This window comes from Kitasatospora sp. NPDC057500, from assembly GCF_042802195.1.
Lineage (GTDB): Bacteria > Actinomycetota > Actinomycetes > Streptomycetales > Streptomycetaceae > Kitasatospora.
The window spans coordinates 14,842-38,516 of sequence record NZ_JBHVER010000059.1 but is presented as its reverse complement, the minus strand read 5'-3'; the positions used below and the strand labels follow the sequence as shown (position 1 = coordinate 38,516).

At 71.1% G+C, this 23,675-nt stretch carries 19 protein-coding genes and 1 pseudogene; 11 read left to right on the top strand and 9 right to left on the bottom strand.

Going from position 1 to position 23,675, the window contains the following annotated elements; all coding sequences use genetic code 11:
* Nucleotides 1–50: 50 nt before the first annotated feature.
* Both ACFU74_RS15565 and ACFU74_RS15560 read right to left on the bottom strand, forming a co-directional pair.
* A complete protein-coding gene (locus ACFU74_RS15565; RefSeq protein WP_380756687.1) occupies nt 51–557 on the bottom strand; it encodes a hypothetical protein in 507 nt (168 codons plus the stop codon).
* Nucleotides 558–598: 41 nt separating this feature from the next.
* Entirely contained in the window at nt 599–1,351 is a 753-nt protein-coding gene (locus tag ACFU74_RS15560) for an ArsR/SmtB family transcription factor (RefSeq protein WP_380756685.1), read from the bottom strand.
* A gap of 138 nt (nt 1,352–1,489) precedes the next feature.
* Between ACFU74_RS15560 and ACFU74_RS15555 the strand changes: the two genes are divergently transcribed.
* From ACFU74_RS15555 to mug, 7 genes are all read left to right on the top strand, one after another.
* Nucleotides 1,490–2,845: an MFS transporter gene (locus ACFU74_RS15555; protein WP_380756682.1), complete on the top strand. Its 1,356-nt coding sequence runs from the start codon at nt 1,490–1,492 to the stop codon at nt 2,843–2,845.
* Nucleotides 2,846–3,082: 237 nt separating this feature from the next.
* Entirely contained in the window at nt 3,083–4,525 is a 1,443-nt protein-coding gene (locus ACFU74_RS15550) for an APC family permease (RefSeq protein WP_380756694.1), read from the top strand.
* Complete coding sequence (locus ACFU74_RS15545) at nt 4,522–4,959, top strand: hypothetical protein (RefSeq protein WP_380756680.1); 438 nt, start codon at nt 4,522–4,524, stop codon at nt 4,957–4,959. Before ACFU74_RS15550 ends, ACFU74_RS15545 begins: the two co-directional genes overlap by 4 nt.
* Nucleotides 4,960–5,064: 105 nt before the next feature.
* Entirely contained in the window at nt 5,065–6,417 is a 1,353-nt protein-coding gene (locus ACFU74_RS15540) for a dipeptidase (protein WP_380756678.1), read from the top strand.
* Nucleotides 6,418–6,478: 61 nt separating this feature from the next.
* A complete protein-coding gene (locus ACFU74_RS15535) occupies nt 6,479–7,597 on the top strand; it encodes an aminopeptidase P family protein (RefSeq protein ID WP_380756675.1) in 1,119 nt (372 codons plus the stop codon).
* Between the two features lie 124 nt (nt 7,598–7,721).
* Nucleotides 7,722–8,792, top strand: a complete 1,071-nt coding sequence (locus ACFU74_RS15530; protein ID WP_380756673.1) for a phosphatase PAP2 family protein — start codon at nt 7,722–7,724, stop codon at nt 8,790–8,792.
* Nucleotides 8,789–9,361, top strand: coding sequence for a G/U mismatch-specific DNA glycosylase (gene mug / locus ACFU74_RS15525; RefSeq protein ID WP_380756671.1), 573 nt, complete (start codon nt 8,789–8,791; stop codon nt 9,359–9,361). The genes ACFU74_RS15530 and mug overlap by 4 nt, the downstream gene beginning before the upstream one ends.
* A gap of 3 nt (nt 9,362–9,364) precedes the next feature.
* Here mug and ACFU74_RS15520 read toward each other — a convergent pair whose 3' ends face one another.
* Both ACFU74_RS15520 and ACFU74_RS15515 read right to left on the bottom strand, forming a co-directional pair.
* On the bottom strand, nt 9,365–9,997 hold the full coding sequence (locus ACFU74_RS15520) for a response regulator (protein ID WP_380756691.1): 633 nt from the start codon (nt 9,995–9,997) through the stop codon (nt 9,365–9,367).
* A 32-nt stretch (nt 9,998–10,029) separates the two neighbouring features.
* Nucleotides 10,030–11,298 carry a sensor domain-containing protein gene (locus tag ACFU74_RS15515; protein ID WP_380756669.1) on the bottom strand — a complete coding sequence of 423 codons (1,269 nt, stop codon included), beginning with the start codon at nt 11,296–11,298 and terminating at the stop codon, nt 10,030–10,032.
* 127 nt (nt 11,299–11,425) lie between these two features.
* On the opposite strand from ACFU74_RS15515, the gene ACFU74_RS15510 reads away from it, so the two are divergent.
* A complete protein-coding gene (locus tag ACFU74_RS15510; protein WP_380756667.1) occupies nt 11,426–13,315 on the top strand; it encodes an FtsX-like permease family protein in 1,890 nt (629 codons plus the stop codon).
* A gap of 70 nt (nt 13,316–13,385) precedes the next feature.
* Here ACFU74_RS15510 and ACFU74_RS15505 read toward each other — a convergent pair whose 3' ends face one another.
* Nucleotides 13,386–13,736: a YccF domain-containing protein gene (locus ACFU74_RS15505; protein ID WP_380756665.1), complete on the bottom strand. Its 351-nt coding sequence runs from the start codon at nt 13,734–13,736 to the stop codon at nt 13,386–13,388.
* Between the two features lie 544 nt (nt 13,737–14,280).
* Between ACFU74_RS15505 and ACFU74_RS15500 the strand changes: the two genes are divergently transcribed.
* A complete protein-coding gene (locus ACFU74_RS15500) occupies nt 14,281–15,390 on the top strand; it encodes an XRE family transcriptional regulator (RefSeq protein WP_380756663.1) in 1,110 nt (369 codons plus the stop codon).
* 10 nt (nt 15,391–15,400) lie between these two features.
* Nucleotides 15,401–16,543: a hypothetical protein gene (locus ACFU74_RS15495; RefSeq protein WP_380756661.1), complete on the top strand. Its 1,143-nt coding sequence runs from the start codon at nt 15,401–15,403 to the stop codon at nt 16,541–16,543.
* A gap of 14 nt (nt 16,544–16,557) precedes the next feature.
* On the opposite strand, the gene ACFU74_RS15490 is transcribed toward ACFU74_RS15495, so the two are convergent.
* Together ACFU74_RS15490 and ACFU74_RS15485 are read right to left on the bottom strand one after the other, a co-directional pair.
* Nucleotides 16,558–17,196 carry a hypothetical protein gene (locus tag ACFU74_RS15490; protein WP_380756659.1) on the bottom strand — a complete coding sequence of 213 codons (639 nt, stop codon included), beginning with the start codon at nt 17,194–17,196 and terminating at the stop codon, nt 16,558–16,560.
* 846 nt (nt 17,197–18,042) lie between these two features.
* The gene (locus ACFU74_RS15485; RefSeq protein ID WP_380756657.1) at nt 18,043–18,444 is read right to left on the bottom strand and encodes a YccF domain-containing protein; all 402 of its coding nucleotides are present in this window, start codon (nt 18,442–18,444) and stop codon (nt 18,043–18,045) included.
* Between the two features lie 183 nt (nt 18,445–18,627).
* On the opposite strand from ACFU74_RS15485, the pseudogene ACFU74_RS15480 reads away from it, so the two are divergent.
* Nucleotides 18,628–19,019, top strand: a pseudogene (locus ACFU74_RS15480) (pirin family protein); the annotation flags it as partial.
* 135 nt (nt 19,020–19,154) lie between these two features.
* On the opposite strand, the gene ACFU74_RS15475 reads toward ACFU74_RS15480, so the two are convergent.
* The gene (locus ACFU74_RS15475; protein ID WP_380756655.1) at nt 19,155–22,712 is read right to left on the bottom strand and encodes a DEAD/DEAH box helicase; all 3,558 of its coding nucleotides are present in this window, start codon (nt 22,710–22,712) and stop codon (nt 19,155–19,157) included.
* The gene (locus tag ACFU74_RS15470) at nt 22,697–23,590 is read right to left on the bottom strand and encodes a hypothetical protein (protein ID WP_380756653.1); all 894 of its coding nucleotides are present in this window, start codon (nt 23,588–23,590) and stop codon (nt 22,697–22,699) included. The genes ACFU74_RS15475 and ACFU74_RS15470 overlap by 16 nt, the downstream gene beginning before the upstream one ends.
* Nucleotides 23,591–23,675: the final 85 nt, after the last annotated feature.

The following is a 23,675-nucleotide window of genomic DNA, read 5'->3' as shown; positions in this document are numbered from 1 at the left end:
GTCCTGGAGGGGGCTCCCGACCGGGGCCGCCGCCGTTTCGCGAGGGGGTGTCAGGGGGTGGACGCCCAGGAGGTGGTGGTGCGGTGGGCGTCGAGGCCGGCGGCGTCGAACTCGTCGCGGGCGTCGGTGCCGGCCGGGAGGCGGACGCCGAGGCGGCGCAGGACGCGGGAGATCGGGCTGCCCTCGGGTGGGAAGGGTTCGAGCTCGGCGCTGGTGAGCGGGCCGAGGGCGAGTCGGCCGTCGGCCCAGAGGGCGGCGCGCTGGGTGCCGGTGCCGCCGAAGTAGTCGGCCTCCACGCAGGCGATCGGCCCGGCCTTGGACCAGGCGGCGAGCCGGCGTTCGAGGCCGTCGGAGAACCAGCCGAAGCCGGTGGCGCCCGGGGCGGCCGGGATCGCCGGCTCCCCGTCGCCGAACCGGAGGGCCGCCAGGAACTCGGGGGTGGCCGGGATCAGCGCCAGGCCCTGGGCGAGCGGTCGCAGGCGGGCCGCGGAAACCTCGGCGGCCGCCACCGCGACCAGTTCCGCCGGGCCGATCAGCGCCTGAAGTTCGTATGACATTCAGTCATCGTGAACCATGACACCGGCAGTCCGCCCGTCGTTTACGATTCCGTGCCCGGTCGGCTATCAGTCCGAGAGTCGGCCGCCGGCCCGGGGCGGACGCCGTACAGCAGGGTGAACAGGGTCGCCTCCACCGCGTCCTCGGCGTCGCTCTCCCCCTCGGCGTTCAACTCGTTGAAGATCTCGTCGAGTTGGCCGCGCAGCCGGAGCATGCGCGCCGGGGTGAGCCGGTACGTGAAGTGCGAGAACATGCCGGGCAGGCCGGTCGGCACGGTGTCCCGCGAGGTGGTGAAGTCGATGCGGTCGGCCACCGCGCGGGCGCGGAACTCGGCGCGCACGCGGTCCATCGCGGCGAGCATGGCGTCGTAGGCGTCCCCCCGGGTGGGCGAGCCGGGCGCGAAGATCTCGGGGGCGAGCCGGAGCGAGGCCTGGGCAGGGGCGTAGCGGCTCTCGACGATGCCGGAGACCAGCCGGGTTTCGGCGACGCGGACCAGCCCGGCCTTCTCCAGCTGCTTGATGTGGCGGTAGAGCTTGGTCTGCGGCTCGTCGAGGGCGGCGGCGATCTCCTTGGCGGTGAGCGGCCCGGAGGCGGAGGCGTCCATCAGGACGTCGAGGATCGCCAGGCGCAGCGGGTCGGCCAGGGCCTTGAGGGTGGCGGCGTCCGCCACCCGGCGCTCCTTGAGGACGGCGGAGGCGGGGGCCGCCGGTCCGCCGTCGGCACTGTCGGCGTTCCCGGCGCTCTCGACGCTGTCGGCGTTCCCGGTGTTCCCGGCATTCCCGGTGTTCTCGACCACGGGCCCACCCTCGCAGATGGCCGCCGACCCGGGCAATCAAGCGTTCACCCTTGCGCGATCGGTCACGGCACCGTCATCATTCACGAATGCGTGAATGATGACGCCACCGTGAAAGTTGCCCGAGGGGGAGACACCAGGATGCGGACGGACACAACCACCAGGAGCAGGCTGCCCGAGCCGCCCGTCCCGCTCCGGCGCAACTGGCGCTTCCAGGCGCTCTGGGCCGGCCAGGCCGGCGCCACCCTCGGCCTGCAGGTCGCCGACACCGCGTACCCGCTGCTGCTGCTCGCGCTCACCGGCTCCTCGACCCTCGCCGGGGCGTTCGGGGCGCTGCAGATCGGCGCCGCCCTGCTCTTCGGCGTCCACGGCGGCGCGGCCGCCGACCGCCACGACCGCCGCCTGCTGCTGATCGTCGGCGACTCCGTCCGGCTGGTCGCCTGCGCCAGCGTCCCGCTCGCCATGGCGCTGGACCGGCTGACCGTCGCCCACACCCTGCTGGTGGCGGTGGTGATCGGCGCGACCATCGCCTACACCGGCCCGATCCGGCTGATCGCGGTGCGCTCGGTGGTCCCGCCGGAGCAGCTGCGGCAGGCGCTGGCGCAGGACGAGGCGCGGGTGAGCGGGGCCGGCCTGGTCGGGCCGCCGCTGGCGGGCGCGCTGTTCGGGCTCGGCCGGGCGGCGCCGTTCATCGGCACCGCGGTCGCCTCGCTGATCACCATCACCGCCGCGGTGCTGGTCCGGTTCCCCGGCCGGCCGGATCCGGGCTCCCACCGGAGCACCGGCGGCACGGACGGCGGCACGGACGGCGACGCAGCCGGCAGCACGGACAGCGGCGCGAACGACGGCACGGACAGCGGCGCGGACGACGGCGCCCTCGCCGGGTACCGCTACCTGGCCCGCAACGCCCTGCTCCGCCCGATCGTCGCCGTCGTCCTGCTCATCAACGTCGCGGGCGCCGCGATGCTGCTGCCGGTGATGGTCCTGCTGCGCGGCCAGGGCACGTCCGACGTCGGCATCGGCCTGGCGCTGGCCGGCGAGGCCGTGGGGGCGCTGGCCGGATCGCTGCTGGTGGGCCGGCTGCACCGGCTGGCCGGGCCCGGGGTGCTGCTGCTCGCGGTGTCCTGGCTGACCGTCCCGGTGCTGTTCGCGCCGCTGCTGCCCGGCGGGGCCCCCACCGTCTTCGCGGCGCTGTTCGCGCTGGGCCTGGGGATCCCGACGCTGCGGGTGATGATCGACCTCCTGGTGTTCAGCCGGGTCTCGGACGCGCTGCGCGGGCGGGTGATCTCCGCGACGCTGACGACGTTCACGATCGGCATGCCCGCCGGGACGGTCGGCAGCGGGCTGCTGCTCGACCACCTCTCCCCCGCGGCGGCGCTCGGCACGGTGGCGGCGCTGCTCGCGGCGGCCCTGGTGCCGGCGACGGCCGGCCGGACGCTGCGCCGCGCCGGCTGGCCCGGGCAGGCGGCACCGGCGGTGTCCGCCCCGTCCTCCTGACGTTCGCTCACCCGTGCGGGTGCACGCCGCATGCGGCCCCATCGCCAACCGGGTGAACTGACCGGGTACGGCCCAGCGCCGGCGGGCCACCCCAGGAGGACGCGCATGAGCTCGATGGACCTACCGTCGTCCGGCCAGGGCAGTCCTGGCGAAGGCGAGAACAGTCCCGGGGGAGGCGTCCGGAGCAGCGCCGGACGCGGCGGCGCGGCGGCCACCAGGCTGGTGGACGCACCCCGGATGTCCTGGCTGACCCTCGCCTTCATGACCACCGCCTCGGTGGCCAGCCTGCGTTCCGCCCCCACCATGGCGGTCTACGGCCTCGCCTGCGTGTTCCTCTACCTGCTCCCGGCCGTCGTCTTCCTGCTGCCGACCGCGCTGGTCTCCGCCGAGCTGGCGTCCGGCTGGGAGGGCGGCGTCTACCGCTGGGTCTCGGAGGGCCTGTCGAAGCCGCTGGGCTTCCTGGCCGTCTGGTGCCAGTTCGCGATGACGATCTTCTACTACCCGTCCCTGCTCGCGTACGTCGCCTCCACCATCGCCTACGTGGTCGACCCCGCGCTGGCGAACAACGGCCCGTACACCGCCCTCGTGATCATGGTGCTGTACTGGACCGGCGTCTGGGTCTCCTCCCGGGGCACCCAGGCGGTGGCGGGCCTCTCCTCGGCGGGCCTGGTCATCGGCACGCTGATCCCCGGCACGCTGCTGGTCGTGCTCGGCGCCGTCTTCCTCGGCCAGGGCAACGACTCCGCCGCCCCGATGGACGCCGCGCACCTGTTCCCGGAGTGGACCGGTCTGGCCAGCCTGGTGCTGATCGTCAACAACTTCCTCAGCTACTCCGGCATGGAGATGAACGCGGTGCACGTCTCCTCGCTGCGCGACCCCGCCCGGGAGTTCCCGCGCACGATGTTCACCGCCTCCGGCATGGTGCTGGCGATCTTCATCCTGCCCGCGCTGGCGATCAGCTGGGTGGTGCCCTCCAGCGAGCTGAGCCTGACGGCCGGCGTGATGCAGGCCTTCGACGCCTTCTTCCAGTACTTCCACATCGGCTGGCTCACCCCGGTGATCGCGGTGGCGCTGGTCGCCGCCTCGCTCGGCGGCATGCTCACCTGGCTCGCCGGGCCGTCCAAGGGCCTGCTGATGATCTCCCGCCAGGAGGGCTACCTCCCGCCGTTCCTGCAGAGGCTCAACAAGGAGGGCATCCAGCAGAACCTGCTGGTCACCCAGGGCGTGGTCACCACGGTCATCGCCCTCGCGTACGCCCTGATCCCGAACGTCTCCAGCGCCTACTGGATCTTCTCGGTGATCACCACGCAGGTGTACCTGATCGTCTACCTGCTGATGTTCGCCGCCGCGATCCGGCTGCGCCGCCTCCAGCCGGACCACCCGCGCGGCTACCGGGCGCCGGCGCTGGTGCCGATCGCCGTGACCGGCCTCGTCGCCTCGGCGGCGGCGATGGCGATCGGGTTCGTGCCCTCCTCCCAGTTCGGCAGCGGCTCGGTCTGGTCCTACCTGGCGATCGTCGGCGGCGGCCTGGCGATCCTGGGCCTGGTGATCCCCTACCTGTTCCTGCGGCTGCGCAAGCCGGCCTGGCGCTCACCCGAGGCGCGGGCCGAGCTGGCCGCCCAGGAGGCCGCCGAACGTGCTGCGGCACAGGACCCCGAGCAGGACGGGGGTGCGGCATGACCCGCAGTGCTATGGCCTCCCGGCACCGCTGGGTCTACCTCGGCGCGATCGTCCTGCTGGTCGCCATGGTGGTGGTCGGCCTGCTCACCTACGAGCAGCTGCACGAGACCAACGAGGCCAACCGCAAGGCCCAGCAGCTCTCCTCGGCACTGGCCGCCGCCGGCTACCCGGTGCCGTCGCAGGACCAGATCGTGCACACCCTGGGCGAGGACGGCGGCGCCGTCTGCGAGGACCCGGCCGGCGCGCTCAAGCAGGCGCAGTGGAAGTACGGCATGTCCACCGGAACGGCCGGGCCCGGGCAGCGCCCGGTGCTCTCCGACCGCGAGGTGGTCCTGGCGGAGACGATCGTGCTCTCGGTGTACTGCCCGGACAAGCTCGCCGCCATCAAGGACAGGATCGACGACCTCAAGCTCGAGGACACCGTCCGCAACTGACGCCCCGACCGGGCCCGGTCCCCCCGCCCCGGCCCGGTCCCCCCGCGCCGCTGACCGGCACCCCGCCCCGCTGACCGGCCCACCACCCCCAGAGGAGCCGTCACCATGACCGACGAACTCGCCCGCCGGATCGCCGCCCTGATGCCGCGCGCCAGGGCCGACCTGGCCGAGCTGGTCGCCATCCCCTCCGTCGCCGACCCGCGCCAGTACCCGCCGGAGAAGTGCCGCCAGGCCGCCGAGTGGGTCGCCGCCGCCTTCTCCGACGCCGGGCTGCGCGACGTCCACCTGGAGGAGACCCCGGACGGCAGCCACGCCGTGATCGGCCACCGCCCGCCCCCGCCCGGCGCGCCGACCGTGCTGCTCTACGCCCACTACGACGTCCAGCCGCCGCTCGACGACGCCGCCTGGACCTCCCCGCCGTTCACGCTCACCGAGCGCGACGGCCGCTGGTACGGGCGCGGCGCCGCCGACTGCAAGGGCAACATCGTCATGCACCTCACCGCGCTGCGGGCGCTCGGCGACGACCTGCCGGTCGGCCTCAAGCTGGTCGTCGAGGGCTCCGAGGAGCAGGGCACCGGCGGCCTGGAGGCCTACGTCCCGCCGCACGCCGGCGAGCTGCACGCCGACGCGCTGCTGATCTGCGACACCGGCAACGCCGCCGTCGGCCTCCCCACCGCCACCACCTCGCTGCGCGGCGTCACCAACGTGGTGGTCACCGTCGCCGCACTCAAGGGCGACGTGCACTCCGGCATGTTCGGCGGCCCGGCCCCGGACGCGCTGGCCGCGCTGGTCCGGATCCTCGACTCGCTGCGCGACGCGGACGGCGGCACCCGGATCGACGGGCTCGACAACGACGGCACCTGGAACGGCGTCGGCTACGACGAGCAGCAGTTCCGCGCCGACGCGGGCGTCCTGGACGGCGTCCGGCTGACCGGTTCCGGCACCGTCGCCGACCGGCTCTGGGCCCGGCCCGCCGTCACCGTGCTCGGCATCGACTGCCCGCCGGTGGTCGGCTCCGCCGCCGCCGTCCCGGCCACCGCCCGGGCCCGGGTCAGCCTGCGCGTGCCGCCCGGCACCGACGCGCGCGCCGCGCAGGCCGCGCTCACCGCCCACCTGAAGGCCGCCGCGCCGTGGGGCGTGCGCGTCGCGGTGGCGCCGGAGAGCGTCGGCTCGCCGTTCCGCGCCGCCACCGGCGGGCCCGCGTACGCGGCGCTCGACAAGGCCGTGCAGGAGGTCTACGGCCGGCCGATGTCCTTCCTCGGCCAGGGCGGCTCGATCCCGCTCTGCACCGTGTTCGCCACCACGTTCCCGGAGGCGGAGATCATCCTGATGGGCGTCGAGGAGCCGCGCTGCCTCATCCACGCGCCCAACGAGAGCGTCGACCCCGGCGAGATCGAGCACATGGCCCATGTCGAGGCGCTGTTCCTCCGGCACTACTCCGACTCGCACCGGTCATGATGAAGTCGACGCGCACCCGGTGACCCGAGTCGTCGCCGAGCTCCCCCACCAGGAGGCCCGCATGCCCCGAGAGTTCACCGCCGAGGACTACCGCGCCCGTCTGGGGCGGGCCACCGCCGCCGCCACGGACGCCGGGCTGTCCGGCCTGGTCGTCGCCCCCGGCCCCGACCTCGTGTACCTGACCGGCTACCAGCCGACCGCGATCACCGAACGGCTCACCGCACTCGTCCTCACCGCCGGCCACGAGCCCGCGCTGATCGTCCCCGCCCTGGAGCGCCCCGACGCCGAGAAGGCCCCCGGCGCGCCCGCCGTCCGGCTGCTCGACTGGACCGACGGCCAGGACCCGTACGCCGCCGCCGTCCCGCTGATCGAGCGGAGCGGCCGGTACGGGATCTCCGACAACGCCTGGGCGATGCACCTGCTCGGCCTCCAGGCCGCGCTGCCCGGCACCGGCTGGACCTCGCTCACCGAGACCCTGCCGATGCTGCGCGCGGTCAAGGACGGGGACGAGCTGGAGCGCCTCGCCGCGGCCGGCGGCGCCGCCGACGCCGCCTACCGGGGCATCCTGGAGGTCGTCTTCGCGGGCCGCCGGGAGACCGACGTCGCCGCCGACCTCGCCGCGCTGCTCATCAAGTACGGGCACAGCCAGGTCGACTTCACCGTGGTCGGCTCCGGCCCCAACGGCGCCAACCCGCACCACGAGGCCGGCGACCGGGTGATCGGGCCCGGCGACACCGTCGTGCTGGACTTCGGCGGCCTGAAGGACGGCTACGGCTCCGACACCACCCGCACCGTGCACGTCGGCGCCGACGTCCCGGACGAGGTGCGCAAGGTCCACGAGGTGGTCCGGCGGGCGCAGCAGACCGCGTTCGAGGCCGTCCGCCCCGGGGTGAGCTGCCAGGAGATCGACCGGATCGCCCGCCGGGTGATCACCGAGGCCGGGTACGGCGAGTACTTCATCCACCGCACCGGCCACGGCATCGGCATCACCACCCACGAGCCGCCGTACCTGGTCGAGGGCGAGGAGCGGCCGCTGGTGCCGGGCATGTGCTTCTCGATCGAGCCGGGCGTCTACCTGCCGGGCCGGTTCGGGGTGCGGATCGAGGACATCGTGACGGTCACCGAACAGGGCGGGCGGCGGTTCAACAACACCCCGCACGAGCTGGGCATCGTGTCCTGAATCACCCGCCGACCAGCCGCGGGCCGACTCCGCTGCGCCGGCCGGGGCAATTCTGAGCCCTTCCTGAACGGACCGCCGTTCGCACCGAGAGTTCTCCAAGATTGCCTTGCTAGCTTCGAGCGGCATGACCAGAATGCTCCGCCCGGCGCCGCCCACCCCGTCCGAGAGCGCCGGGCGGCTGCGCCCGGCGACCGGCTCCCGGACCGGCCCGCGCTCCGGCGCCCTGGCCCGGATCCGGCTGCTGGCGTGGCCGCTCTACCTCGCCGCGCTGCTGTGGTACCTGCGCACCTACGGCCTGCCGTACACCAATGACCTGGTCTTCCTCTGGCTGATGGGCGCCCTGGTGGCCGCCGGTGTGCACAGCGGGCACGGCGCACGCGGCTTCCTGCTGGTGCTGCGCGACTGGGTGCCGGTGATGGCCGTCGTCTGGACGTACTCGCTGCTGCGCGGCTACGGCGCGCACACCCCGTGGGGCCCGTACCTGTGGCCGCAGCAGCGCTTCGACGAGGTCCTCGGCTTCGGCGAGACGATGACCGTCCGGCTCCAGCACGGGCTCTACACGCCCGGCTCGCCGCAGTGGTGGGACTACGCGGCGGTCACCGTCTACATGTCGCACTTCTTCGCGGTCTTCGTGATCCTCGCGGTGCTGTGGCGCCGCCGCCACGACCGCTTCCGGCACCTGCTCACCTGCTACCTGGTGCTGACCTTCGCCGGCTTCGCGACGTACATCCTCTACCCGGCGGTGCCGCCGTGGCTGTCCTCCCAGGAGGGCCACCTGCCGGCGCTGACCCGGGTGGTCTCGGACGTGCTCACCGAGAGCGGGCTGCCGCGCGCCGCGTCGGTGTTCGAGAACGGCAGCCAGTTCGCCAACGACGTCGCCGCGATGCCCTCGCTGCACTCGGCGTACCCGGCGATGCTGCTCTTCTTCTTCTGGCCGACGGCCGCCCGGTGGGTGCGGGTGCTGCTGGTCGCCTACCCGCTCGCGATGACCTTCGCCCTGGTGTACGGGGCGGAGCACTACCTGCTGGACGTCTTCGTCGGCTGGGCGTACGCGGCCGCGGCGGTGTACGGCGTGCGGTGGCTGCGGGAGCGGCGCCGGGCCAGGTCGCTGGCGGCGAGCCGGGCGGCGGCGGCCCCGGTGGAGGCGGGGGCGGGCGTGGGGGCCACCGCGTCCACCGGCACACTGGAACGGTGACCGAGAAGCCGACCCCGGCGCCCAGGCCGACCGCCGAGCAGCTGCTCGCCGCCCGCGACACCACGATCGAGGACGTCACCGCCCCCGGTCTGCGCGTCCTGTTCTGCGGCATCAACCCCGGGCTCTGGTCCGGGGCCACCGGCCACCACTTCGCCCGCCCCGGCAACCGGTTCTGGCCCGCCCTGCACCGCTCCGGCTTCACACCCCGCCAGTTCCGCCCGGACGAGCAGCGGCAGCTGCTCGGCCTCGGCCTCGGCATCACCAACGTCGCCCCGCGCACCACCGCCAAGGCCGACGAGCTGACCGCCGACGAGCTGCGGGCGGGCGGCGCCGCGCTCACCGAGCGGGTACTGCGGCTGCGCCCCCGGGTGCTGGCGGTGCTCGGCATCGGCGCCTACCGCACCGCCTTCGGCCGGCGGACGGCTGCGGTCGGGCGCCAGGAGCAGGTCATCGGGGACACCGGGGTCTGGGTACTGCCCAACCCCAGCGGCCTCAACGCCCACTACACCCCGGACGCGCTGGCGGCGGAGTTCGCCGCGCTGCGTGAGGCGGTCCAGGAGTCCCTCTAGGACTCAGGCACGGAGGAACTCCAGCACCGCCAGCACCCGGCGGTGCGTCTCCTCCGCCGGGGGCAGGTCCAGCTTCATCAGGATGTTGCCGATGTGCTTGCCCACCGCCGCCTCCGACACCACCAGCTCCCGGCAGATCGCCGCGTTCGACCGGCCCTGCGCCATCAGCGCCAGCACCTCGCGCTCACGCGGGGTCAGCCGCTCCAGCGGGTCCCGGCGGCGGCGCAGCAGCTGGCGGACCACCTCCGGGTCGACCACCGTGCCGCCGGCCGCCACCTCGGCGACCGCCGCCGTGAACTCCTCGATCTGGCCGATCCGGTCCTTCAGCAGGTAGCCGACGCCGGAGCCGTCGCCGGAGTCCAGCAGCTCCGCCGCGTACGAGCGCTGCACGTACTGGCTGAGCACCAGGACCGGCAGGCCGGGGCGCCGCTCGCGCAGGGCGACGGCCGCGCGCAGTCCCTCGTCGGTCTGGCCCGGCGGCATCCGGACGTCGGTGACGACGAGGTCCGGCCGGTGCTCCCCGACCGCCGTGCGCAGCGCCCCGGCGTCGCCGACCGCGGCCACCACCCGGTGCCCGAACCGGGCCAGCAGGCCGACCAGCCCCTCGCGCAGCAGCACGCCGTCCTCGGCGAGCACGATCCTCAGGTTCTCGGGGGCGGTTCTCGGGTTCACCGGGCGGGTCCTCCGTCAGCCGGGGCGCAGGGGATCTCCACCCGCACCAGGGTCGGTCCGCCGGGCGGACTGCTGACCGCCAGTGTGCCGTCGACGACCGCGACCCGGTCGGCCAGCCCGGTCAGACCGGTGCCGCGCCCCGGGTCGGCGCCGCCCCGGCCGTCGTCGGCCACCTCGATGGTCAGCCGCCCGTCCGCGTAGCGGCCTTCGACGCTCGCCGTGCTCGCGCCGCTGTGCTTGGCGATGTTGGCGAGGGCCTCGGTGACGGCGAAGTAGCCGGCCGACTCGACCGGCGCCGGGAGCCGGACCGGCAGCGCGAAGCGGGTGGCGACCGGGACCGGCGAGCGGTCGGCGGCGTCCGCGCAGGCCTCCGGCAGGCCGCGGTCGGTGAGCACCTGGGGGTGGATGCCGTTGATCAGCTCCCGCAGTTCGGCCAGCACCTCGCCCGCCTCCCGGTGCGCCTCGGCGAGCCGGGCGGCCAGCGGGCCGTCCGGCGGCGCGTCCAGCCGGGCCAGGCCGAGCGTCATCCGCAGCGCCACCAGGCGCTGCTGGGCGCCGTCGTGCAGATCGCGTTCGATCCGGCGCCGCTCCGCCTCGAAGGCATCCACCAGCCGGGCCCGGGAACGGACGAGTTCGCCGATCCGCCGCTCCTGCCGGCCGGGCCCGAGCAGCAGCCGGACCAGCCCCGCCCGGGCGGCCGCCACCAGTGCCAGCGGGTAGCCGAGCAGCGGCAGCAGGACGAGGCCGGCCAGCCCGCACAGGCCCGCCGTCCACGGCGAGTGGACCTGCCAGAGCTTGAGGACGTTGACCTGCTCGCCGTCCAGCAGGAGCAGCGGGACGGCGGCCAGCAGGTGGCCGGGGACGACGAGGGCGCAGCCGGCCACCGTCAGGTCGACCGGCCAGAGCACGAACGCGGCCAGCACGGTGAAGCCCAGTTCGCGCCAGGTCACCCGCTCCCGGTAGCGCAGCCGCAGCCAGGCCGCGAGGCCGGGGCGGTCGGGGACCCGGTGCGGGTCCGGGACCCGTCCGCCGTCCAGGAAGCGGACCAGCCGGCGCTCCCAGGCCGCGACCGGCAGCCCGACCAGGGCGAGCGCGGCCAGCAGCGGCAGCCCGACCAGCAGCACCGCCAGCACCCCGGCGGCCGTCACGGAAAGCAGCAGTCCGGCGCAGAGCAGCAGCCCGGTCAGCCCGGTCGCCAGCAGGTACCCGGCCGCCCGCCACGGGGCCGCCGAGCGCAGGAAGCCCGGCCGCAGCACTCCGTCCATCGTGTCCCTCCCCCGGTGCGCCCACCCTAGAGCCCTGGCGGCGGCCCGTCGGTAGTGCCTGCCCTACCCTCCGAGGTGGCCCCTGGCCTGCTGCGCCGCACCGCCGCGCGGCGGTTCGCTGGGCGGCATGAGAATGCTGCGGATCGCGCTCACGTCCCTGAAGGCCCGCCGGGCCTCACTGCTCGGCGCCTTCCTCGCCCTCGCCCTCGGCGTCGCGATGACCGCTGCCATGCTGCTCGGCCTCGCCTCCGCCGTGGGCGCGCCCGGCGGGGAGGACCTGGTCTCGCTGGTCGCCGCGCTCGGCACCGCGGGCGGGGTGAGCGCCTTCGTCTCGGCGTTCGTCGTCGCCTCCACCTACTCCTACGCCGTCGCCCAGCGCCGCCGCGAGCTCGGCCTGCTGCGCCTCGCCGGTGCCACCCGCGCGCAGGTCCGCCGCGTCGTGCTCGCCGAGGCGCTGCTGCTCGGCGCCGCCGCCTCCGCCACCGGGTGCGTGCTCGGCCGGCTCGGCGCCCCCGCGCTCGTCCGGTGGCTGTCCGGCGTCGGCATGGCACCGCCCGGCTTCGCCCTCGTCCCCGCCGGCTGGCCGCTGCCGGCCGCCTTCGCCACCGGTCTGCTGGTCGCGCTCGCCGGCGTCGCCGTGGCCGCTCGCCGGGCCGGACGGGTCGGGCCGCTGGACGCCCTGCGCGCGGCCGACCTCGACAGCGGCGTGCTGACCGCCGGCCGGCTCCTCACCGGCCTCGGCCTGCTGCTCACCGCCGCCGTCCTGGCCGGCACCGCGCTCGCCGACGATCCCGCCGACCTCCTGCACCGCAAGACGTACACCACCCAGCCGATGTGGCTGATCTCCGCGGCCGGCCTGCTCTCCCCGCTGCTCGCCCCGCCGCTGGTCCGCCTGCTCGGACGCGCCCTCCCCGGCCGACTCACCGGGTACGCGGGACGGCTGGTGCCCGCCAACGCCGCCGCCGCGCTGCGCCGCACGGGCGCGGTCGCCGCGCCGGTACTGGTGTCGGTGGCACTGACCGGTTCGCTGGCGGGCGCGCTGGACACGGTGGCCGCCGCCCGCGCCGCCGAGGCGAGCGCCCGGACCGCCGCCGACCTGGTCGTCGTACCGGCCCCCGGCGCCGGGGACGGCCCGCTGCTCGCCGCGCTGCGCGCCGTCCCGGGCGTGGCCGCGCTCTCCCCCACCGCCCCGACCGTCCTCGGCCTCGTCGAGCCGGACGGGGTGACGGTCCGCTCCGAGGCCCGCGCCGTCGCCGATCCTTCGGGCCTGGCCGCCCTCGCCCGGCTGCCGCTGCTGGCCGGGTCGACGGCCGGCCTCGACGACCGCTCGCTCGTCCTGCCCGCCGAGTGGGGGCACCGGACGGTCGGCGAGCCGGTCCCGGTGGTGCGCGCCGACGGCAGCCGGACGACGCTGCGGGTGGCCGCCGTGCTGCGCGACGGGGTCGGCGACAACGGCCTGTACGTGACCGCCGCCAACGCCCCGGGTGCCCGGGTCGACCGCGTCGAGGTCCGCCTCGGGCCCGCCGCCCGCGTGGCCGACGTCCGGACCGCCGCGCTGCCGTACGGCGCCACCGTCCTCGCCCGCGCCGAGTGGCTCGCCGCCGGGACGCCCGCCCGGACGGCGTGGCTGCGGATGGCCCTCGTCCTCGGCCTGGCCCTCGTCTACACCGGTATCGCGCTCGCCAACACACTGCTCATGGCCACCGCCGACCGCCGCCGCGAGCTCGCCCTGCTCCGGCTGGCCGGCGCCACCCGGGCCCAGGTGGTGCGCCTGGTGACCGCCGAATCGGTGCTGGTGACGGCGGTCGGCGCGGTGCTCGGCTGCGCGGTCGCGGCCGTCCAGCTCGGCTCCCTGCGCGCGGCCCTGGCGGTGCTCCACACGCCCGCGCCGCTCGTCCTCCCGTGGCGCCCGGTCGCGGCGGTGACGGCCGGCGCGCTGCTGGTCGCGGCGGCCTGCGCCGCCCCGGCCGCCGCCTGGGCGCTGCGCTCGCGGCCGGTCACCGCCGCGGCGCGCTGACCGGCCCCGGCCGCCCGAAACCACCGAAGGGCCGGCGGAGACCCCCGCCGGCCCTTCCTCCCGTCTCCCCCTACCGCGCGCCCCAAGGCTCGTCCGTCGACACGATCTCCCGCCCCAGCGGCATCAGCGACACCGGGATGAGCTTGAGGTTCGCCCACCCGAAGGGGATCCCGATGATCGAGATGAACAGCGGAATGCTGGTGATCAGGTGCATCAGCGCCAGCCACCACCCCGCGAAGACCAGCCAGACCACATTCCCGATGCACGACGGCGCCCCGGCGTCCGGCCGCTCGACGGCCTTCCGCCCGAACGGCCAGATGACGAACCCGGCCAAGCGGAACGACGCGATGCCGAACGGGATCGTTGTCCGGCGATCAGGATCGAGCAGGTACGCCGCTCCGGTTCCGACTGACGCTGCCATAGCTGGCCGGTCAGCCGCCAATGAACGTCTCGTCGGTCGAGACGACCTCGCGGCCGAGCGGCCTCAGGCAGATCACGTCATCGATGCCCGACGACGACGCCCCCATCCAGCTTCTCCGGGACGAGGCCAGGACCGCCGGAGACCCGATACGCACCGGGACCCTAGATGACGTCGCCCGGGCCCAGCTTGTACTGCTCGGCTCGGGGTCGAAGAGCTGCGGGCCGGGGCCGGGGCCGGACGCGGGGTGAGGTCGGAGGCCGGCTCGTCCAGGATCAACAGGCCGGGCTGCCAGCGGGTGGGGAAGAAGGCCCGGACAACGGCGTCCCGTTGCCAGCCACCGTCGGACAGCTCCGCGCCGCCCTGCCAGCCCCTGGGCGAGATGGATCCGCCAGCCTGAACGCAGCAGTTCACGAGGCCGGACTCCGCGCCGCGCCTGCGCGCCCCACAAGGACTGATCCTTGGAATATTTTGGCGATATAGACCGAGGAATCAGCTAGGGTATGCTGCGCACAGGGATTGGCTCTGGGCTTGGCGGGAGGTGGAGATGGAAACGATCGGCGAGGTGCTCATCGCGGAACCCGCCATGCTCTCGCTCGCTCGCGAGTACCGCGGCATGACTCAGACCGACTTGGCTGACGAGATGTCACGGATCGACGGCACCAAGGTCTCCCAGGGATACGTCAGCCGGGCCGAGGCCGGCCGCCTTCAGGTCAAGGACGATCGCCTCGACCTGTTCGCCAAGGCTTTGGGCCTTACCGCAGAGATGCTATGCCGCACCACTGACATCCACGGGGTAGGCGTAGGCCTGGTCCACCACCGCAAACGGGCCTCCATGGGCGCCAACAGCTTGCGTCGCGTGCACGCGACACTGGCCCTGACCAGTCTGCAGGTCGAGTCACTCACAGCACCACTCGGCAAAAGCGCGGAGCACCAATTCCGATACATCGAGGTCGACGACCTGGATACCCCCGAGGACGCCGCCACCACACTGCGCGAGGAGTGGGGACTCGAGCCCGGCCCGATCGGTAATCTTGTCGCCGTCATCGAAGCCGCCGGCGGTGCCGTGGTGATCCGGGACCTGGACACTGCGGAACTCGATGCCGTAAGCCAGTGGGCGGACCAAGCCCCACCGCTGTTCCTGCTCAACTCGACAGCACCGGGTGACCGCTTCCGCTTCAGCCTGGCGCACGAACTCGGTCACGTCGTCATGCACCCCGAGCCCGGCGACGGCCGCCTCCAGGAACAGCAGGCCGACCGCTTCGCGGCGGAGTTCCTCATGCCGCACCACAAGATCCTTACCGAGCTCAAGCCCAGTATCGACCTGCCGAAGCTTCGGGCCCTCAAGGCCCGGTGGGGCGTGTCGATGGCAGCGCTGATCAGGCGAGCGCTCTCGTTGGGCGTCATCAGTGAGTGGCAGTACCGCAACCTCATGATCGAGATGTCCGCGCTCGGCTACCGCACCTCCGAGCCGGTCACCGTCCCGCGCGAAACCCCGCACCACATCGCCCAGGTCGTGACCCGACTCGGGCAACAGCACCACCTCGACCTGACCCAGACGGCCCACCTGGCCGGCCTGGGTCGCGAGGAGTTCCACGAGATCTACTTGTGCGCTTCTTCTTCGCCCGGGGCCGTTGCGACTCCGGCCCGCCTGTGAGGTGACCCCCTTGAGCAACCCTCGTTCTTTCCGCTCGCCCGCCCTTCAGGTTCTCGACGCCACCGTCCCCGCCACTTCGGTCCTGAGCGGGCGGGTACTTCTGCACGAAGAGTCCCGCTTCATCCCCCATCAGCGTGGCGCGGTGGACAACGAGCGCGGGGGTGTGGTGATGACCGGCAACACCGCCGACGACCGCGCGCTCAGGCTCCGGACCGAGGCCGCTTTCACCGGGGCCATGCTGATCGACAGCGCCCCCTACAAGACGTACACGGCCACCGCCGAACAGCCCTTCCTTCTGCCCAGCGACGAATTGTTCCCCTCCGTCGACCTGTCGCTCGGCTTCCAGAAGGCACGCGGAGCCAGTGCAGCCATCACACCCACCGGGTACATCGCCCCGGGGGACTCGAAGGCGTTGAAGGCGGTGATCCGTGAGGCATCGCTCATCGAACGTGCCGACACCGTCGTGAGCCTGCCCATCGACGTCACCTGGCTGCGCGATGACCGGGTCGACCAGTTGATCGCCGCGTGCGCGCGCATCAGCCAGCCGAAGGCCCTGGTGATGATTGCCCAGTTCGACCCGCTCAAGCAGTCCAAGGAGCTACCGGGAAACCTGCGCCGGGTGGTCTCCGAGGTCGAGAACATGATGCTGCTGAGGACGGACCTGGCCGGCCTCGAAGCAATGGTCCACGGGGCACTCTGTGCCGGGATCGGTATCTCCAGCACCGTGCGTCACTCGGTGGCGCCGGGCGAGAAGCCTGCGGTAAACAAGCCTGGTCCCAACTACCCGAGCGTGCTGATGCCGGAGCTCATGCGCTTCAGCGGCGCCGAGGCCCTGTCCAACCGGTACGCCAATGCCGACGCACCGCCCTGCTACTGTGCCGTCTGCGACGGTCGCGGGATCGACCGGTTCCTCGGAACCGACCGTGATACTCGTATCGAAGCGGGAGACCACAACGTACTGACCTGGTCTGCCTGGGTCGAGGAGATGGCGAGCACTACGCCGGGCCTGCAGCGGAAGACATGGTGGCGTGACAAGTGCGCCGCTGCCATCGACAACTACGCGCTCGAGAACCAGCGGCTCGGCCTTTCGACGAAGAAGGGCTTCCAGCCGCCTCTGCCGCTGTGTGCCTGGGCCACACTCCCGGTGAGCTGAGCTGCGCGCGGAGGTTACTGGCGGGTTGTCGCCAGTTGGCCGTACATGTTCTCCAGAAAACGCCAGCTGGCGACAGTGTGCCGGTACCTCACGAAAGGACGCGGCGGCACGAGCACGTCCAGCTCGTCGCCGGTGATGGTCAGCAGGCCGATGCCATAGAAGTCAGCCTGCATCATTGCGTCCTGCCTGCGGCGGAGCGGGCGATCGACGAGAACAGCTCGGGCGCAGAACGGTGTGAAGGACTCCGCTTTCTCCATCGCAGTCTCCCAACCTCGCCCTGGCACCAGGGCGAGGTCAATCTGCAGCGGCTGGACCGCATGCCTGGTGACCGTCTTGTTCTTGCGGGTGAGCACGCCTTTCGGTGCTGACCTGAGTGCTCGCCGCTCCGACTGACTCAAGGAACCGACCGGAACGCTCTCGCCGACGGGGAGTCCCATCAGGAGCTCCAGTAGATCCGGCCGGGTCAGCGGGGGTGTTCCGGCCAGATCACGTCGGCTGCACTCGTCGATGTCGAACCTGTAGGCGAGGACGGCGTGAACGCCGAACGCCTCTGCGAGCCCTACCTCGGCGTTCCTGGGAACCAGCGTTCCGACCGGTGCCGACCTGGAGAGCGCATCGATGGATTCCCGCGCTGCAGCGTCCGCAACCGCCATGACTCCACCATGCCCTATTCCGAAATTCTGACCCCAGGTAACCCAACTCCGCGAGCCGACTAAGCGACGGCCTGCGGGCACAACTCAAAACCTTCCTTCAGTACCCTCTTGCATCTCTTGCCCGCGCCGAGGCAGGCAACACAGGGCACAACGGACAAGCGTCCGTGAAGACACGGACGCTTGAGCAGCAACTCACCGCGAGGCTAGGCCGCCATGGCTTCTGCCGGGTCCAGAGTGCAGCAATGACCCTAGTGTGGCCATGAGCAACGCCACAACGGCCGAAATCGACCAGCCCGCAGACCGTCGCGGACAGCCCCGATCGTAGGGCATCCCAAGGCGATTCGCTCTCATGTTCGATAATTTGGCTTGAGAATCGTGCTCCCCATACATGCCGCGGACTGGGCCCACCACTGCCACATCGACTCGGCCGCCAGCAGGCTGGCGCGCGCACCTCGCCTGCCCGCGCTGTGACAGTGCCACACACCGCCAGCAACTATCGGGGAGTTCTCCGCGAGCGCCGGCTGAGAGTCGCTGTACGCGCCACGAAGGGCCTGCTGGCGTGCCGGGCACGTTGAGGCCACGGCCGCCATCTCTGGGGACCGCGAGGGAGACCAGCAGGTCAGGGAGCCGAGGCGGCCGTCGGTCGAGGCGACGCGGCGTCGTTCCCGGCGGTACTGCGAGTCCATATGGACGGCCCGGCATCCGGCGGCCAGCGCCCCCGCGGGATGCCAGGTCCGGCGGCGAGCCGGATGATTCGGGGGCGGACTTGGCGATGCGCAACCGCCGTGGCCGTTAGATCGGCACCAAGATCCTGGTGCTGGACTCACCCCTGCCAGGATCTTGGGCTCAGCGCCCGCCGAACTTCTCATCGGTGGAGACGACCTCACGGCCCAGCGGCATGAGGGAGATCGGGATCATCTTCAGGTTCGCCCAGCCGAACGGGATGCCGATGATCGACAGGAACAGCGGGATGCTGGTCGCGATGTGGGCCAGCGCCAGCCACCACCCAGCGAAGATGAACCAGATCACGTTCCCGACGAAGGACGGCGCCCCGGCATCCGGTTTCTCCACGGTCGTCCGCCCGAACGGCCACAGCACGTACCCGGCGATCCGAAAGGCCGCAACGCCAAATGGAATGGTGATGATAAGGACACAGCAGATGATTCCGGCGATCACATATCCGATGGCCATCCAGATGCCACAGAAGAGCAGCCAGAGCACGTTGAGCACGAAGCCAAGCACCTTCATGGTTCCCAGCCTCGCACGGTCTACGTTCGATGTCTCGCGACTCAGCACCGCTGGGGCGCATGCTGGCCATACATCCGACGGCTTCAGATGCTGCGATCACAGGGAGCCTCTCATCTTGGCCCCTACCGCGCCTCCTCCAAGGACACCATCCCTGCCTTCGCGCTTGCTGTGTCGACCACCCGGACCTTCATCCACCACGACTCGCAGGGCGGCGGCACCATCACCGACGGCGACACCCAGTGGATGACCGCAGGCTCCGGCCTGCTGCACATAAAAACCCTGCCCAAGTCGCTGGTGAGGTCCGACGGCCTCCAGCTGTGGGTTAACCTGCCCGCCTCCGACAAGATGATCACCCCCAGTACCGGGACATCCGCGGCAGCAGCGTCAAGCTGCTCAGCACCGAAGACGGCGGCACGCTGCTGCGCGTCACCGCCGGCGAGCTGGACGGCCACCAGGGCCCCGGCACCACCCACACCCCGATCACCATGATCCACGCCTCGATCAACCCCGGCGCCCAGATCACCCTGCCCTGGCGCTCCGACTTCAACGGCCTCAACTACGCACCGGTGGCGAGGACTCAGAGCGTCGCTCTGCTTGGCCTTGACAGGCACGCGGAACCAGCGTTTGCACCCACTGCCACCGCTGCCCACCACCGGGCACCGGGCGCACACCCTGAAGGCTCATCAGCTCATCACGGAACAACCGCTGGCCTACTGTTCTGCCGCTGAGTGGCGCAGCAACAGGATGCTTCCGTTCAAGGACGCATCGATCACAAGACCGCTGCGAAGAACAGCAGCAATGTCGCTGTGGTCGTGAGCGGCGATGCGACCGCGGACGCTGTATTGGTCCGTGACAAGGATTTCGCTGGCTGGCTTCGTGTCGGTCCACATCAGGTTGACGCTGGTCTGCGTCGCGCCTCCGGCCGGATAGGTCTCGACTGTCAACTCGGCATTTCGCCCGGCCAGGAGCGCGCGTAGCAGGCTGCGGCGGCGCTTGCGGACGTACTCGAGGAGGTCATCGGTCTCCAGGGCAGTTGGCCCGTAGCGGTCCTGCCATCCGGGGAGGTGCTGGGCAGCCAGCCAGGTGGTGAGACTGGTGAGAGGAACGTTCTCGGCGTCGGCCTGGCGGCCGATTCGGTAGGCGAGAGTGCGGGAGCGAATGCCGTGGACGAGCAGGTTCAGTGCCTGATCAGTGTCGACTCCGTAGCGGACGCACCAGGCAGTGGTTGTGCGCAGGCGCACAGGGGCGAACTCGCTAGTCAGCTGCTCGTTGACCATGTTGATGAGGGCGCCGAGTGTCCAGGACAGGTAGTGCTCAAAGGTGACGCTGATGTTGGAGACGGCCTGCTCTAGCGCCCAGTCGATGTCTGCGTTCGGAAGCCACTGCCGGGCCATGGCGGGGATGGATGTGCCTGCGATCCAGGCGCGGATGGCAGCAACGATGTCGACGTTGACCGCCTGACGGTTCTTGCCCCTGCGACGGTCGTGGAACTGCCAGGCCCGTTCCCGCTCGGGCAGCTGCAGGAGGACTTCGTAGACCCGCTCTTCCTCGAGGATCCGAAGCGTCTTCGCCAGCGACAGTTCCTCGGGTTCGATCCGAGACCATAGGTCGAAGTCGTCCACGTCCGCCTCGATGACCAGCACGCGTCGTGCGACCCGGCGGGCGAGATCATCGAGTGTGCGGGCGCTGAGCAGGCTTGTTCCGGTGCTGGTCCATCGCCGTCGGGTGGCCGGGTTTGCCGCATTATAGCGGGTCCTGGTGATCTGCGCAAGGGCGCGCCAGCGTTCCCGTGCCGGTTCGGGGAGCTGCTGCATGGCCAGCAGGCGATCGACTACACCGAGTGGATTAGGCATGCCAGCTTCGAGGTGCGCGTGAGCATCGAGCACGAACCACACGAAGCTAATGAAGTCGGCGGCCATACCCTGCGCTACCGCCAGGACGCCATCCGCGCTTGTGGCGATTGCCGACTCAGCAGCCGCCAATGCCTCCAGCGCGGTGTGATCGGCCAGGGCGGAGCGGACTTGCAGCTGCTCGTTGCTGGGGGAGAACAGGTCGTAATCCTCGGCATCAATTTCGCGGCTGAGCGCGAGCAGGATCCACCCCTCGCTCTCCTGGCCGGCCCGACCGGCCCGACCGACGGCGTTGAGTAGCCGTGCCGCATCAAGTCCCGGGGATCCGGTGGCGCGATCGGAGGCTTGATCGTGGTCCAGGTCAGCTGTGATCAATACAGTACGGACTGGAAGGTTGACGCCGTCGGTCAGCGTGCTCGTGCTGGCCACAGCCAGGAGTCGCCCGCCGCGAAGGCCGTCCTCGACCGCTTCCAGAACGTCATCGGGGAGCGCTGCGTGGTGGAAGGCCACTCCACGGCGAGTACAGCCGATGAGGGGATGCTCCTCACCCAACTGCTCGGCGAAGAGCTGGGCTAGCTCCACGGCCGGCCCGTACTCGGGTAGGTGCTCTGCCATCGCCAGCGCCGTGGACTGAGCCCTGTCTCGGGTGCCGGCGACCACGAGCATGGCGCCTGCAGGCAGTAGCAGGGTCGCTGCTGCAGCGAACATCTTGTACGCGGCCGTGCTCTTGTTCTTGTCCTTCTCACATTCCCTCAGGCTCGTCTCTTCACGATGTTTGAGGACGAGCTCACCAACTCGGGTAGTCGACAGTTGAATAGGAGTCATCGACTCTGCGGGGCGCAAGCTGATGTCAACCGACAAAGGGACGGTGGTCTGCCATGGCCAGCCTGCCGACCGCCGCCGCGTGGTGACTTTCTCTTCCCAGGATGCCGTGGTGGACAGCAGACCGTGCAGACGCCGCGGTCCGCGCCACGCGGAGGTAAACAGCACCTCGGGAGCCCCGGGGGAGAGCCAGGAGGCCAGCGCGGCGCCGTTGCCGACAGCTGCCGAGAGAAGGACAAGGCGGGGAGCATCAGGATAGGTCTGGCAGAACGCCAGCAGCCCTTCCAGAAGGAAACCGCGCCTCCCTTGGGCCATGTGATGGGCCTCGTCCACCACAATCAGGGTCACGTCCTGCAGTGCCTGCTCCGGATCGTTCCGCAAGGCGTGCATGAGCCGCTCGGGAGTGATGACCTCTACGTCTGCGGATTCATCATCCTCACCAGGGAGATGCCACGAGCTAGGGAAGTCCGGAATGTCTGCATCCATCTCTCGATCCAGGACTCGCAACCGTTCACGCAGGGAACGCCGCATCTCCCGCGCCAGGCTTCGCAGCGGCGATACGTAGATGGCGCGCCCAGGTACGGAGGCCAGATGCGAGCACATGATCAGTTGAGAAATCAGGCTCTTGCCAGCGCTGGTGGGGACGCTCACCAGAAGCCTGCCCGTTGCTGGGTCCAGCGGATTGGCTGCGCCCCGGCTGAGGAGCTCTCGCTGGGGCTGCCACAAGGTCAACACTGGCGGCGACGTCAGGGTGAAGGCTTGGGCGACCGCCTGTCGGCCATCGGGTGGCAGCAACTCGTGCAGGCTGCCCGCACGGAGATCGCCCAGCAACCGAAGAAGGTGGGCTGCCACCCACTGGGCATTGATGTCGCCTCTCCCACTGCGGCCGCTCACCACTCGCTCAAGAGCGTCCTCGGCCCGCCGAAGGCGATCACGCGCACCGAAAACGAGGTAGTTTGTCAGGTCCGCAACTGCGTTCACCACGTCCTGGGTCGGCCCGAACAACGTACTTTGCAGATGGTCTAGACCGAGAAGACCTTGCAGCTCGCCCAGTTGGCGGCGCCAGTGCCGCAACAGATCCCACAGCCGTCCGGTGTCAAAACCGAGGAACGCAACTCCGGCCTCGAGGGAAAGCGTCTCGATGGCATCCAAAGCCGCCAGCGGCCTCTCTTCCAGGTCCAGGCTCAACGGATCCGGCCCGTGACACAACTCGGCTACCCGACGCCAGACCGCTGTGGCGTTGGGTTCCTGGCTACAGCGCCGGTAGCCGATCTGCGCACCGAAAGCCAAGGACAGGCGCTCGGGGGTCGGCCTCTCCTCATCAGCGAGCGCCAAGTCGAAGATGTGAGCGCTGACCGCGAAAGCGTGCCTCTGGCGCGCCGGGCTGTAAAGCTCAGCAGCCTCCGGGAGCGCTGTGACGCCGTGCAGGTACCAGGCAGTGCGCAGTACCGCCTCGTCAACCTCGAGCCTGTGCATCATCGCGCGGACTTCTATACCGGCGATGAGGCGCATCAGCTCCTCGGGACTTGGCAGCGTTGAAGTGCGCAGCGGGCCCAGGGCAGACTGCAGGACAGGCAGGCTCAGAGTGCGCTCCACAGATACTCCTTCACCAGGTCGGCGAACTTCGCGAAGTCCTGAACTGCAACGATCAACCCTTGGAGCTGTCCTGGGTGCCGGAGATCTGGCAGATAGTTGGATACCTGGGTGAAGGCGCTTCGCTTGGGCAATGAGGCGGTGTTGGTGGACACGCTTACGCCGGCGCCGCCGCTGGGGTGGGCCTGGATCCACAGCTCCACAAGCTGGGACATCAGCAGGCCGACGTCGCCCTGCTCGTCCGCATGCGAGCTGCAGAGCTTAGCCAGGTACTCGAGGCCACGCTCCTTGAGCTGGGAGGCAGCATCAGTGATCGTCCCGCTGACGGATCCCGTGCCGGTGAACTTCTTGATCTCCCAGAGGCGGAACAGCAGCGAGGCGTCTGGATCTCCGATTGGCCGATGCACGACAAAACCGTCGCCGCCGCCCTCGGTTACGCTCCAGCTTGGTGGTTCCAGGAACGCTACTTTCCGGTCAGACGAGTCTTCTTCCCTCATGAATAGATACCAGAGCCATTCACCCACGTGCCCTGGTACATGGTCCGCAGCGTTGGATGGGTTCGTCGGCAACCCGAATACTGGCTTCACGCAGACCGAGACCCGTGAGGCCCCGGCCTGATCGAGTGGCGTGCCCGTTACGGCCGCGGATCGCCACAGGTCATAGGCTGTCGAGCGACCGGAGCGGTGCCGCATGATGGCGTTCGCGACAATCCAGGCCACCGCTGCCCGTTCCTGAGATCCTTCCGGGGCCAGTGCGACCAGGTGCCATGGGCAGGCCGCGTTCTGAGCCTGGGGGGTTCGCGCGAAGAACGGGGACACCTGGTACTGCGTGGCGCCCGCCAGCGCATCCGCCTGTGCAATGTCGTCGACGGTGATCGCCACGGATTTTCGAACCCCCCCAGGGCCGTGAGACATGGATCATCTCACGCGAGCGCTTCACAGCCAGAGGCTTTCGGCCCCCATGCGT